Origin of the sequence: Sphingobacterium athyrii (genome assembly GCF_003071065.1) — a bacterium.
Lineage (GTDB): Bacteria > Bacteroidota > Bacteroidia > Sphingobacteriales > Sphingobacteriaceae > Sphingobacterium > Sphingobacterium athyrii.
The window spans coordinates 196,871-210,063 of the sequence record NZ_QCXX01000002.1; the positions used below are offsets into that span (position 1 = coordinate 196,871).

Here is a 13,193-nt window from a genome sequence, read left to right on the forward strand (position 1 = left end):
TTTTTTTTGTTTTAAACTTTTGTTTTTTATTTTGGTTTTGTTTGTTTTTTATTGGGATGTAATGGAAAAGTGATTGTTAATGTGTTTTTTTTGTGCTATTTCGGTTTTGTGTCTTGATATTTGTTGATTTTATTTAACATTTGTGGTTAATAATCGGGTAATAGTTGTCAAGATTCGGTTAGTAAAGAGGATGAGAGGTCGATAACTTAGTTTATAATAAAAAGCACTATAAACTAAACATCTGAAACTAAACTTATGAACAGAAAAAGCATTGCTATGCTAGCCGCTACAGTCTTAGTAAGCTCGGCAGTATATGCGCAAACAGTTTTGAAGGGGAAGGTGGTCGACCAAGACGGGAAACCTATCCCTGGGGTTACAATCACACTTAGAGATGGAACCGGTACACAGACTGGGCAAAATGGAGAATTTACAATAAACTACAAACAGGCCGGGCAACTAAGTGTTTCGGCTATTGGTTACAATCGTAAGGAGGTTAACCTGACCAACCAGACGACACTAGAAGTTACTCTATTGTCCGATGAAAGAAATTTGGAAGAGGTAGTTGTAACCGCCATGGGCATTACTAGAGAAAAAAAATCTTTAGGTTATGCTACTCAAGAAATTAAGGCGAGTGAGTTAACTGATGCAGGACAACATAGTTTAACAGGCGCTTTGGCGGGTAAAGCAGCGGGAGTGCAAGTCAATCAATTTGGTGGTGCAATAGGTTCTTCAGCTCGTATTTCAATTCGAGGCAATTCCTCGTTACAAAAAGATCAGCAACCATTGGTTGTTGTTGATGGTATCCCAATTACAAATGATGCACAACGTTCGGGTGATAATACCTACACAGGGGTTGACTATGGGTCGGGATTGAACGATATTAACCCGGATGATATTGAAAGCTTTAATATTTTGAAAGGTGGGGCGGCAGCACTCTACGGTATGCGTGCAGGGGCCGGCGTTATTATGATTACAACGAAATCCGGTAAACGTGCAGCCAATGGGGTACAAATTTCCTATGATGGAAATTTTTCCATTGATAGGGCCGTCAATTTACCAAAGTACCAAAATCTTTATGGCCAAGGGTCTAGAGGAGATGAGTATAGTTACAAAACTTTAGGAGAAGGAGAATCGTATCAGGACTATGTTCTTAAGAATGCTTTTAGTTATGTTGATGGTACGGGGGAATTTGGCGTCAATGATAATATAGATGAATCTTGGGGGGCAAGGATGGATATTGGATTGATGATTCCACAATTTAATAGTCCGGTTGTAAATGATGTACGTCAGGCTACTCCTTGGATTTCCCATAAAAATAATGTAAAGCAATTTTTTCAGACAGGTTTTTCTCAAAACCATAATATCTCCCTGCTTTCTAAAACAGATCGTTCTTCGACTCGTGCATCTATTTCTTTTAGGGATCAACGTGGAACTGTTCCTAATACAGATCAAAAAAAATATACAGCTCAGTTAAATAATGAATATAAAATTAGTGACAAATTTTCTTATGACATAATGAGTAATTTCACACGTACCGAAAGTAATAACCTAGTTATGCAAGGGTACGATAGCGCGAATCCGATGAATGGATTGATCTGGTTTGGACGACAGGTAGATATGCAAGATCTGAAGAATAATTGGGATCAGCGTGATGAGCAAGGAAATTACACTTATTATAATTGGAATTCCGCGTATCATATGAATCCATTTTATACCATGCATGAGTCTCAAAATGCACTTAAAATGAACCGTATTTTCGGAAAAACTTCATTGCATTATCAACCTTTTGATTTTTTGAGATTTGAAGGCCGGGTGGGTTTAGATTATTATAATACGCATACTTTCGAAACAACCTATTTTAACTATGACAATCAGAACGGAAAATTCAATGAAATGAAGAATAGCAATTCTGAATTCAATGCAGACTTTATCGCAAACTTTAATAAACAATTTGGTGATCTAAGTTTAACAGGAATTTTAGGTGCTAATTATCGAGATTACCAATTTGAAACAAATACACTAGGAGCGAAAGGATTGAATGTATTAGGCGTATATACAATCAGCAATAAAATTGGGGATGCTTATACTTTGATGGATCATGCTAAAGGACGTTCAAATTCTGTCTATGCACAAGCCAATTTAGGATGGCGTGATCAGTTGTATTTAGATGTAACGGCGCGGAACGATTGGTCGTCGACATTAAAAAAATCGTTTTTTTATCCGTCAGCTAGTTTAAGTTGGTTACCTACAACGAGTTTTGAAGGATTGAAAAGTGATTTCCTGAATTTCTGGAAGTTGCGGTTTAATATCGTAAAGGTCGGTAATGCGACGCGTCCATATCAAAATGGAAATTACTATTATGCACAGACAGATTCTTATAATAATTTAGCTCAGATGTATAAGAGTATGACTTATGCAATTGAAGGCTTAGAACCAGAAGCAATTACTTCATACGAAATCGGAACAGAGTTAGGTTTATTGAAAGATCGTTTACACGTAGATTTTACCTACTATCAAAAGACAAATAAAAAGCAATTGCTTCAGGTTTCAACGTCCAATGTGGTTGGTTTTAGCTCGATCTTCCTGAACGCCGGTGAGATCAAAAGTAAGGGTGTTGAACTGCAGTTACGAGGGGATATTCTAAAAAGAGAAGATGGACTAAATTGGACAACAACAGTTAACTTCTCGAGGGATAAAAATAAGGTTGTTGAACTTTATCCACAATTGGATTTAAAAGATTACAGGATTGGCTGGACTTGGGGTATTTCCAATATGGCATCTGTGGGTAAGCCTTGGGGGAACTTAGTTGGCCCTGGCTTTGATCGTGTAGAGGATGGTCCAATGAAAGGAGCGATAAAAATTGGTAATAATGGATTGGTTGCTACCCCGCTAGATGCTCAGGATATTGGTAACGCTGTGCCGGATTTCTTAGCTTCTATGCGCAACGATTTTACCATCAAAGATTTCAGATTTGGATTTATGCTTGATTTTCGAAAAGGTGGTGATGTATGGTCACAAACCATGTCCCATGGTTATGTTACAGGTATAGCTGAAATTACAGCTGCTAATGGCATTCGTGAACGCGCAATTGTGGCAGGTAGAGATGTAATGACGAACGAAAAATTTGCGATGTCGGATGGAAATGGTGGCTGGGTCGAAAATACGATCGAGACCAGTGCTCAAGATTGGTACGAAAACGGTGGAATTGCTGAAATGTATGTTTTTGATGGTTCCTTTTTGAAATTGAGAGAAGCTTATATATCATATAACTTACCTAAACATCTCTATAGTAAAATAAAAGGAATTAAGCGTGCTAATATTTCTGTCACGGGAACGAACTTAGCTATGTTGTGGGTGCATAAATCTAATACGATGCGTTTAGATCCGGAAGCGGGAGGTGTTTCGAGTGATTCAAGAGGAGTAGGATTTGAACAAGCGACTGTCCCTAATTCAAGAAGTATAGGTCTTAAACTTGGTTTTACATTTTAAATTTCAGGATAAAGTTTAGAACTAAATAAAAATAAATTTATGATTATGAATACTTTTATTAAAAAACTAAAATATACACCAATTCTAGCAGCACTTTTAATATCGGGATGTACCAAAAATTTTGAAAAAATTAATACGGATCCAGATGCATTAACAGATGTTCCACCACAGAATATGCTGGTAAATGTGATGAGAAATGCGGGAGATCAATTTGGTGGCGATATAGATGGGTATGGTACATTTGCAGGTTACATTGTTAAAATTCAATATCCAGATAATCTAGGGGGGCTGATTCCTTCGAATAATACTTACGGTAATCGTTGGGCAGCTTGTTATTACAATATCACCCAAATGATGGATCTATTGAAGAAAACAGAGGATAAAGCGGAAGGATATAAAAATACCCGAATTATTGCTAAAATATGGAATAACTACATGTGGTCCTATTTATTGGATGGTTGGGGAGATATCCCTTATTCAGAGGCGTTTCAGGGTCGACCAGAAGACGGATCTATTTTGAAACCCAAATATGATAAACAAGAAGATATCTTTCCTGCGGTCTTAAAAGACCTTAAAACTATAGCTGATGAATTGGCTGCTGGGATAGGTACAGATGAAATAGGTGACTATGATATTATTTATGGAGAAGCCAATAGCGGTAGTGCAGACATAAAGGAACAAATGTTAAGATGGCAAAAATTCTGTAATTCACTACGTTTACGTATGGCGATGCGAATTTCTTCCGTTGCTCCGGCATTAGCGAAATCCACTATTGAGGAAATTGCGGGTAATACAAAAAAATATCCTGTTATTGAAACAAATGCCGAAAGTTGTCAGATGTTCTTCCCTGGTACTCTACCTTATATGGAGCCTTGGTATGAATCCGGTATCTACGGTAAGCGTATCAATAATTGGGGAATGTTTGATATTTTTATTGATCATTTAATTGCCACAAAAGATCCAAGAATAGCTTCGATTGCAGGAAAAAATAATGCGGGTAAGTATGTCGGATTTGTAAACGGTTCATTGACCAATCCCTCTCCCTCAACCTCGATTTCTTGGATTGGTGATCATTATATCAACAATCCCGCTGGAGCAGTACCTTTCTATAGGGCTTGTGAAACTTATTACATATTAGCAGAGGCAGCTTTGTCAGGGTACAATGTTGGAATTTCCGCAAAAACAGCTTATGAAACGGCAGTTACGCTTTCTATGCAAGATAATAATGTAGCAGCTGAAGATATCACAACGTATCTTGCTGATGCAGGTAAGTTTGATGATACGAAAAGCCGTATTTACTGGGATATGTGGGTAGCGTTGTTTAAAGAAAATTTTGAGGCATGGAGCTTATATAGGAGAACTGGTATACCAACTACAAACTATCCTTCGAAAATTCAAAAATTCGAAACAGTGCACACCGATCAACCATGGCGTTTGCCGTATCCGAATAATGAATATTTGTATAATGCAGAAAATGTTAAGGCTGCAGCAAGTGGAACGGTTGATTATAATTGGGGTAAGCGACTATGGTGGGCTAAAGATAACGGTAAAGAATAGTTTCATATGTTTATTTTTACGCAGCGGGGTAACTTCGGTTATCTCGCTGTTTTAGTTGTACTCTCCCTGATTATTTTTTTTAAAAAAAACTTGTTGATCAACGGTTTGTGCCGGAGTTTCTTTTCTCAATTCGACAGCGGTTACGGTTTGCAAGAATAAGCGCATCAAGGCGAAGACGGTATTTAAAGGAATAGCTGTAGCTAGAAAATCTACAATGGACTGGTTCCATAACTTCAAACTTCAATTAGTCATAAATGATAGAGGCGAGATTTTGAATGTTCTGATTATGGCATGGACGCAAGACCTCTGCTTCGCTATCGTTCCGTGTCTCCTTCGATGCATCTTCGTATCAGGATCAGGATGTATCCGTGGTGAGAGCGACATGAGTCCGTGGTGAGTCCGAGTTTAACTCGGAGATAAGACAGTAGCATGGCTGTTAGAAAACGCTCTTATCTGCTCCCAAGTACGAATAAGGCTGGAAGATGCCTCGAATCATCTTCGAAGAACGGGTAACTAGTCGATAAGACATTGACTCAGTTCTGAAAAGTAGCTTTGTTACGTGGACTTATTGTCGTACTCGGTTAAAAATAAGAAATCTAGTTTGCTGATAACAAGAAATTGAATAGGCATAAAAAAAGGTTTTCAAACGGGGAGAATGAAAACCTTAAATAACCAATTATAAACCTAAATTATGATACTACAAAGATAGTGTGTTTACTACACTTTGTCAAGAGTTATTTCAAAAAAAATGTTAAATCTTTTTAAAAAGAATACTTGAATTGTGCCCACCAAAACCGAAGGCATTACTCATGGCTGTTTGAACTGTCTTTTCCAACGGTTGGTTTACAACAATATTGATTCCATCGGGGATTGTAGGGTCTATATTTTCGATGTTTATAGTTGCAGGAATTACATTGTTGTTTATGGATTTTATCGCAATAATCGCTTCAATTGCACCTGCAGCACCTAGCAGGTGACCGGTCATTGACTTGGTCGAACTGACCCAGAGGTTGCTGGATTTACCAAATGCCAGTTGCATCGCTTTCAGTTCAGCAATATCACCGACGGGAGTAGAAGTAGCATGAAGATTTAAGTAATCTAATTGATCACTGTTTATTTGGGCTTCTTCCAGAGCAAGTGACATTGCTTTTGCTGCACCTATGCCTTCTGGGTGAGGCGAAGTCATGTGATAGGCATCAGCAGTCATGGACGCGCCGACAAGCTCAGCATAGATCTTTGCACCTCTTTTCTTGGCATGCTCATATTCTTCCAGTATCAGGGCCCCGGCGCCTTCTCCCATGACGAACCCATCCCGATCTCGATCAAATGGCCTACTTGCCGTTTTGGGATCATCATGCCTACCCGACATTGCTTTCATGGCAGAGAAACCTCCTACCGAGGCAGGAGTAATGGGAGCTTCCGATCCGCCGCTAATAAAGACTTTTGCTTTTCCTAACCGAATATAATTGAAAGCATCCATGAACGCTGTATTGGAGGTTGCACAGGCAGATACAGTTGTATAATTGATGCCCTTCAGACCGAATTTCATTGATATCATTCCCGAAGCCATATTAACAATAAGCCTTGGGACGAAAAATGGGCTGAATCGAGGGACATAATTACCCTTTACATAGTTTTCAACTTCATTTTCGAATGTTTCCATTCCCCCTTGTCCAACACCCCAAATAACACCAAAATCGAATGGATCCATTGTATTCGGATCCAGACCGGAATCTTCTAAGGCTTGCGATGCGCTATATAGGGCATATTGTGTAAAGAGATCACTTCTCTTGATCTCATTACGATCGAGGTATTTTTCCGGTTGAAAGTTTTTGATTTCGCTCGCGATTTGCGTCCGAAATAGAGACGCGTCAAAGCGGCTGATGATAGCTGTACGGTTTTCACCGTGTAAAATATTATCCCAGAATGTATCAATGTTATCTCCTAATGGGTTGATTGTCCCCATTCCGGTAATTACAACTCGTTTCATTTTTTTATTTTTTTTAGAATTAATGTGTTAATATACCGATTGGTATGTGTTTTGTTGAGAAAATTAAAATTTTATCTCCCGATCCACCATGTCTTTCATATTGTCTATTACGATGGTAAGATCTTTACCACGTCCGGAGATTTTTGCAAGTAAAATTCCACCTTCAATCATCGCCATGAAGGTAATTGCAAAGTGTTCAGCAGAAATATGCTGTTTAAACTCTCCACTCGTAATTCCTTCTTCTAATATAGAAATCAATCGTTGCCGCCAAAGCGTAAATGATCGTTTGACTTTTGGCGTTAAAAAAGGGAGCGAGTCATCAGCCTCAATAGCAGCATTCATCAACGGGCATCCTCCTGATGCAGCGATGTTTTTGAAATTTTCTTTGTAAAAATCAAAAAATGCATAAAGCTTCTTTAAAGCAGTTCTGTGTTGACTAATCAGCTGATCTACACCATCAGCGATTTTTTTACTTTGATAGGTATAAACATGAAGTGCTAGGTCATCTTTATCTTTGAAATTACCATAGATACTGCCTTTAGTTAAACCTGTAGCTGTAGTGATGTCTGAAAGTGAAGTAGCAAAGTATCCTTTTTTATTAAAGATAGGGGCTGTCTTCTCAATGATAAATTGTCGGGTCTGTTCTGCTTTTGACATGATGACGCTGTTCTTTGGTTTCAAAGATAAAAAATACTTTTCGGTATATTATTAATTTCTGTAGGATGCGACTGAAAAAGTTACATTATTTTCTTTCAGTTATGCTGTAAGTGCAACGGGAACCATTTTCGATAATGTATTCTATTCTGCTGATCGAATATGATGGGCCGATAAGCTGTTGAAAATTGCGAAGTTCTGAACGGCAGAAACCTTGGCATTCTGTTGCCGCAGCACATATGGGACAGTGATTCTCAATGAAAAGGTAAGATTCTCCCTCTTTTTTCCATTCCGCCATATATCCTTCTTCCGTTCGCTTCGTTGCCATAATATCAAGTTTATTCTCCAGCGTCTCCATGCCAGATAATGCATTTTTATACCGCTGATATACTTTTGACTCTCGATCAGTGATCAACAGATCGAGCGCATTCTCGCCAAGCAATTGTTTAATGGATTGGAGCAGTTGGACGGTAATATCAGCGTGACTATCTGGAAATTTTGAAAGTCCCAGTGCTGAAAGACAATAGTAGGTTGACGGTCGACCGATCCCCTCGCTTCTTGTATAGGATTCAATAAGCCCTTGATTGGCAAGGTTGAGGAGGTGTTTGCGAGCCCCTTCTTTCGTGATCAAAAGCTCCGTGGCAACCTGAGCGGCGGTAACTTCACCTCGCATTTTTAATAACATCAATATTCTATCTGCAGGTGTTTTTTGCATTTGACAATAAAAAAGTTGTTTTAATGTTTTCTGAACAAAGATACTATTTTTTCAATTGTTGCTATAATCAATAGTATTAAAGTTTTTGTCTAGCAGAGGATAAATTTTATGACATTAATAAAACAACTATTTGGTTGTTTTATTAATGTCTATTAGTTAGTTTTGATTCATTATTAAAACAATAAAACTAAAATAACATGAGCAAATTTCAATTACCAGATTTATCATATGCCTATGGGGCACTTGAACCTTATTTTGATCAGGAGACAATGACGATTCATCATCAAAAACATCATCAGGCCTATGTTGATAATTTAAATAAAGCCGTAGTCGGTACAGGTGCTGAAGTTATTGAATTGCAGGATATTCTGGCGGAGGTGAGCCAATATAGCCCAGCTATTCGCAACAATGCCGGAGGGCACTACAATCATTCCTTGTTTTGGCAAATTTTATCTGCAACACCGAAAACAGTACCTACTGGAAAGTTAGCAAAGGAAATAGATGCAACTTTTGGTTCCTTAGATGAGTTGAAAACAAGGATAAAAAACGCAGGACTCGGACAATTTGGTTCTGGATGGTCTTGGCTTTATATTAAATACAATGGTACTTTGGATGTAGTAGCGACGCCCAATCAGGATAATCCTTTGATGGATACCCAATTGACGAGTAGGGGTGTGCCTATCTTGGGTGTTGATGTATGGGAACATGCCTATTATTTGAAATATCAGAATAAAAGAGCCGACTATTTGGATGCGTTTTGGTCTGTCTTAGATTGGTCTGCCGTCGAAAAGCAGTACGAAGAAGTGATCGATAAATTGATTTAAAACCTTGAACATTCAATTAAGCGGATATACTAATTATAAAATAACATGTTTGTAAATAAGGTTGAAAATTCGGGTATATTGGCGCTCGATCTCATTGATTTCAAAACTACACTTGAAATTATAGAATTTGACATAAAAGCTCTTTTTTACCAAGAAATGATCGTCAAAGAAAAGGAGTTTAAAGCGGCTCTTGCCGCATTGGAATTGACACCCTTTATAGGCAAAGCAGTCGCATTTACTTGCTCCGTTGACGCAATTATTCCACCTTGGGTATATATGGCGTTAGCCGAAAAATTCCATCCTGACGTAGTATATTATGATTTTAAAAGTGTGGAAACAATGGAACTGGAGTTATGGACACAGCATTTGAAGCTCGCGGATCTTTCCTTGTATCGGGATCAAAAAGTTGTTATAAGGGCGCGACCAAATATGCCTGAATCACTTTATATATTGGCTACTTCACGTTTAATTCCGATTGTCAAAACATTGATGTACGGGGAAATCGGTATGCCAAAGGTTATTTTTAAAAGAACATAAAGAAATCATGAAAGCATTAATATTTAATGGAGCTTTGGAGCGGAGACAAGAATCTACTTCGGGTATATTATCTGATTATTTCGCTGAACAACTGAATCAGCTTGGGATAGCGAACAGCGTGTTTAATCTGGCTGATAGTGGTATTCCACTTTTTGATAGTAGTCTTAGCAGGATTCCGAATAGTGTAAAGATTATGAATAATCTTTTTTTGGAGGCAGATGTACATTTTTGGCTATCTCCTTTATATCACGGAAGTATCCCTGGTGTAATGAAAAACTGTTTGGATTGGCTGGAGATAAGCGCAAAAAATAGTCCGGCATATCTTACGGATAAAAATATTGGGCTGGTTTGCTGGGCAGATGGGGTGCAGGCTTTACAAGGGATCAACGCAATGGATACGATAGCAAAATCATTACGGGCATGGACCCTGCCTTTTAGCGTGCCTATTGTTAAAAGTGGACTATTTGAAACCTCTAGTTCAAGGAAGCTTTCTTCAACCTATCAATGTAAATTAGACCTGTTGATTAATATCGCAACAACTAGAACCGCAGTGTTTGAAACATTATCGGGACGTTCATAAAAATTTTATTTTCATAAAAGCAGTTTAGATAATTGCTGCGTCGGAGAATATAAAGCACCTTGATCACTATCGAGGTGCTTTATATATTTTTAAAATTGCTTAGTTTTGAAGGACCATGTGTCGAAGAGTTCGTGTCCACCGAATTTTCCAGAATCACACATTTAACGAGGCGCATCTCGCTAAAAATGCAATAAACTGTTTTTATTGTTCATGTTATATAAGGTATCTGATTAAATGGGCTTACAATGTCGGGTTTTGTTAAAGTTAATTGTATGCTGTGCGATGTGTTTTGCTGCACAGACGACAAAAGCGCAGGGTTTTCTGCCCTTAAATGAGGAGAAATATCGGGCTGATGCCGAAATGCTGTTGAAATCAACTTCAGATGACAGCGTAAAAACACTACAGTACTTTTATTTGGCGGATTACTACAGGTTTCGTGATACAGCGAGATTCTGGGAAAATATGCGGCGGGGGGAGCAGATGGCCAAACCATTCAAAAGCCTTCAGGCCATGGGGGCACTTTATAAAAGCTTCTTCTATGGCCAATTTTTAGATAGTGAGCGTGCAAAGGTTGAAGCCCAAAAATGCGTGGATATCCTGGGGAATGCCAAGCAGCCCTTTCAGCAGCAGCTCTTAGCCAAAGCTTGGTATAATCTGGGCTTAATTCGATTTCCGAAAAAAGGGTTTGCTGATTTTTTGGATATACTCAATGGTAAATGCCTGCCATATGCCAAAGCACACGATCCCCTCATGGAAGGTGCGATAAATACGATGATCGGTATGACCTTTATGTCATCCAATCAATTGGTAAAAGCAGATGAGTATCATCAGATGGCGATCAAACAGCTCGAACAACAACCAGCGAGCACAGCATTACTGGTAGCCTATTTAAATGCCGTTAGTACATATTGTTATCAAGTAAAATCAAAAGAGGCCCGGCAATTGTTAGATAAGGTCAAGGTAATGTTAGGAGACAACCCCAACTCTTCTCAGTTACCCAATTACTATTACAATGAAGCGCTCTATTTTACGACAAAGCAACAGACAGATGAAGCGTTACGTATGTTGAATATTGGTTTGAAATGGTCGAAGAAAATGAACAATTGGAAATCCTATCAGATGATGCTGTTTAGAAAGTTTAATGTCTATTTGATGCAGAAAAAATATGCTGAAGCGAAACTTTCATTGGAAGAGATTATAAAAAATGGATTGTTGACACGTGATCTTTACAACAGTAAAATTGTTTATAGCCAATTGGCTACTGTGAATGAATTGATGGGGGACTACAAAGAAGCACTTAAGATGTCCAATGTGGCGAGTAAGCTCTCTGATAGTATACAGAAGGTACAGCTTTTGGAGAAGATGAACGAAATGGAGGCTAAATACAAAACCGTAGAAAAAGAAAAATTGATTTTAAATCTACGTGCAGAAAAAGATCGCAATCAATTAAAGATCTTGCTTGTTTTAGGTATTGCTATTTTACTTTTTATCGTTGTTTTATTTGTTACATTTTCCTATAAAAAACAACGGAAACTGAATGGACAGATCCAGATGAACCATGAGATTGCTTTAGAGAAATTGGCAAAGGAAAAGCAGTTGCAAATTTCCGAGTCCATGCTCAAAGCTGAAGAGCAGGAACGGCAGCGTATCGCACAGGATTTGCACGATAGTATTGGCGGAATGTTGACAGGATTAAAGTTTAAGATCGCTGGAGGGCAGACTGATGAATTCAATTTGACGGATGAATTACCTCACAAACTGAACGATATTTTGGGCGAAGTTCGACGGATATCGCATAATCTGATGCCCGAGTCATTGCGGCAATTTGGTCTGATAGCAGCATTGGAACAATTGTGTCTTTCGATGAGAAATAGTAAGGTTCAGATCCAATTTGAAAATTATGAGGACGAAGTGCGCCTGGACTTCCAAAAAGGATTGGCAATATATCGGATTGTCCAGGAGGCGATCTCAAACGCATTGAAATATGCAGATGCAGACCTCATTATTGTTCAGGTAAGTAAATCACAGGGGATATTGCAGATTTTGATAGAAGACAATGGAAAAGGGTTTGATTCTTCCGTCGCAAATTATGGAATGGGATTAAATAATATGGTAAAGAGAATTAAATGGATTAATGGATCTATTGATATGCAGAGTAAAATTGGATCTGGTACCCAAATTGAAGTAGGAGTAAGTGTTTAGTTAAAGACTAATGTATGAAAATTATTGCCATATTGGATGACCATCCTTTATTATTGGAAGGCGTAACGTCTTTTCTCAATAACCAAAACGGGTATAAAGTATATTCATTTCTGGAGGAAGTATCATTGATCGAATTTTTGGATAGTACAAGTGTAGATTTGGTGCTTATGGATATGCAGCTTGTGAATACCAGCGGATTGGACGTCTGTTTGCAAGTGAAGAAGCTGTTTCCCATGATTCCGGTTATTGCACTGAGTAATCTGGCAGATCGTAATCTTATTTTTCAGTTTATGCGAAATGGGGGAAAAGGTTACATATTAAAAGATGTGTCTAACGGAGAATTCCTTCGTTGTGTAGAGCTTGCATTAAATGGACAAGAAGCGCTCTGCGATAGTGCAAGGGCGCTTTATGTTGGGGCAATATCTTCTATGGAATCTCTTCCTCGTTTAACACAAAGGGAAAAGGAGATTTTAATTATGATATCCAATGGCCACACCAGCAATCAGATCGCTGAGAAGCTGTTTTTAAGCCCCGTTACGATAGAAACACATCGGCGCAATCTCTTGACAAAATTTAAGGTGAAAAATATGGTCGAATTGGTGCAACTTGCCTTGAAGCACAAATTATTAGGTCTTTAAAACGTCA

Annotated in this window: 10 protein-coding genes and 1 pseudogene; 8 read left to right on the forward strand and 3 right to left on the reverse strand. The window is 38.3% G+C overall.

What is annotated here, in order from left to right:
- Positions 1-255: 255 nt before the first annotated feature.
- The 3 genes and pseudogenes from DCO56_RS07350 to DCO56_RS30045 all read left to right on the forward strand — a co-directional run.
- Positions 256-3,489: a SusC/RagA family TonB-linked outer membrane protein gene (locus DCO56_RS07350; RefSeq protein ID WP_108633113.1), complete on the forward strand. Its 3,234-nt coding sequence runs from the start codon at positions 256-258 to the stop codon at positions 3,487-3,489.
- Positions 3,490-3,534: 45 nt separating this feature from the next.
- Positions 3,535-5,046: a SusD/RagB family nutrient-binding outer membrane lipoprotein gene (locus DCO56_RS07355; protein ID WP_108633114.1), complete on the forward strand. Its 1,512-nt coding sequence runs from the start codon at positions 3,535-3,537 to the stop codon at positions 5,044-5,046.
- A 106-nt stretch (positions 5,047-5,152) separates the two neighbouring features.
- Positions 5,153-5,332 (forward strand): annotated as a pseudogene (locus DCO56_RS30045) (transposase); the annotation flags it as partial.
- 465 nt (positions 5,333-5,797) lie between these two features.
- On the opposite strand, the gene fabF reads toward DCO56_RS30045, so the two are convergent.
- The 3 genes from fabF to DCO56_RS07375 all read right to left on the reverse strand — a co-directional run bounded on the left by fabF (position 5,798) and on the right by DCO56_RS07375 (position 8,405).
- Positions 5,798-7,036, reverse strand: coding sequence for a beta-ketoacyl-ACP synthase II (gene fabF / locus DCO56_RS07365; RefSeq protein WP_108633116.1), 1,239 nt, complete (start codon positions 7,034-7,036; stop codon positions 5,798-5,800).
- Between the two features lie 63 nt (positions 7,037-7,099).
- Positions 7,100-7,693 carry a TetR/AcrR family transcriptional regulator gene (locus DCO56_RS07370; protein ID WP_108633117.1) on the reverse strand — a complete coding sequence of 198 codons (594 nt, stop codon included), beginning with the start codon at positions 7,691-7,693 and terminating at the stop codon, positions 7,100-7,102.
- Positions 7,694-7,778: 85 nt separating this feature from the next.
- A complete protein-coding gene (locus tag DCO56_RS07375; RefSeq protein WP_108633118.1) occupies positions 7,779-8,405 on the reverse strand; it encodes a helix-turn-helix transcriptional regulator in 627 nt (208 codons plus the stop codon).
- A 197-nt stretch (positions 8,406-8,602) separates the two neighbouring features.
- On the opposite strand from DCO56_RS07375, the gene DCO56_RS07380 reads away from it, so the two are divergent.
- The 5 genes from DCO56_RS07380 to DCO56_RS07400 all read left to right on the forward strand — a co-directional run bounded on the left by DCO56_RS07380 (position 8,603) and on the right by DCO56_RS07400 (position 13,186).
- The gene (locus tag DCO56_RS07380) at positions 8,603-9,229 is read left to right on the forward strand and encodes a superoxide dismutase (RefSeq protein ID WP_108633119.1); all 627 of its coding nucleotides are present in this window, start codon (positions 8,603-8,605) and stop codon (positions 9,227-9,229) included.
- A 45-nt stretch (positions 9,230-9,274) separates the two neighbouring features.
- Positions 9,275-9,766, forward strand: a complete 492-nt coding sequence (locus DCO56_RS07385; protein ID WP_108633120.1) for a DUF2480 family protein — start codon at positions 9,275-9,277, stop codon at positions 9,764-9,766.
- 7 nt (positions 9,767-9,773) lie between these two features.
- Positions 9,774-10,346, forward strand: a complete 573-nt coding sequence (locus tag DCO56_RS07390) for an NADPH-dependent FMN reductase (RefSeq protein ID WP_108633121.1) — start codon at positions 9,774-9,776, stop codon at positions 10,344-10,346.
- 255 nt (positions 10,347-10,601) lie between these two features.
- Positions 10,602-12,548, forward strand: a complete 1,947-nt coding sequence (locus tag DCO56_RS07395) for a sensor histidine kinase (protein ID WP_181390491.1) — start codon at positions 10,602-10,604, stop codon at positions 12,546-12,548.
- 14 nt (positions 12,549-12,562) lie between these two features.
- On the forward strand, positions 12,563-13,186 hold the full coding sequence (locus tag DCO56_RS07400) for a response regulator transcription factor (protein WP_108633123.1): 624 nt from the start codon (positions 12,563-12,565) through the stop codon (positions 13,184-13,186).
- The last annotated feature ends 7 nt before the right edge of the window (positions 13,187-13,193 follow it).

What these genes read in the sequence shown, in the direction of transcription:
- DCO56_RS07350 (WP_108633113.1), top strand. Translation starts at nt 256, where the DNA reads ATGAACAGAAAAAGCATTGCTATGCTAGCCGCTACAGTCTTAGTAAGC.
- DCO56_RS07375 (WP_108633118.1), bottom strand. Translation starts at nt 8,405, where the DNA reads ATGCAAAAAACACCTGCAGATAGAATATTGATGTTATTAAAAATGCGA.
- DCO56_RS07380 (WP_108633119.1), top strand. Translation starts at nt 8,603, where the DNA reads ATGAGCAAATTTCAATTACCAGATTTATCATATGCCTATGGGGCACTT.
- DCO56_RS07390 (WP_108633121.1), top strand. Translation starts at nt 9,774, where the DNA reads ATGAAAGCATTAATATTTAATGGAGCTTTGGAGCGGAGACAAGAATCT.
- DCO56_RS07385 (WP_108633120.1), top strand. Translation starts at nt 9,275, where the DNA reads ATGTTTGTAAATAAGGTTGAAAATTCGGGTATATTGGCGCTCGATCTC.
- DCO56_RS07370 (WP_108633117.1), bottom strand. Translation starts at nt 7,693, where the DNA reads ATGTCAAAAGCAGAACAGACCCGACAATTTATCATTGAGAAGACAGCC.
- DCO56_RS07400 (WP_108633123.1), top strand. Translation starts at nt 12,563, where the DNA reads ATGAAAATTATTGCCATATTGGATGACCATCCTTTATTATTGGAAGGC.
- DCO56_RS07355 (WP_108633114.1), top strand. Translation starts at nt 3,535, where the DNA reads ATGAATACTTTTATTAAAAAACTAAAATATACACCAATTCTAGCAGCA.
- fabF (WP_108633116.1), bottom strand. Translation starts at nt 7,036, where the DNA reads ATGAAACGAGTTGTAATTACCGGAATGGGGACAATCAACCCATTAGGA.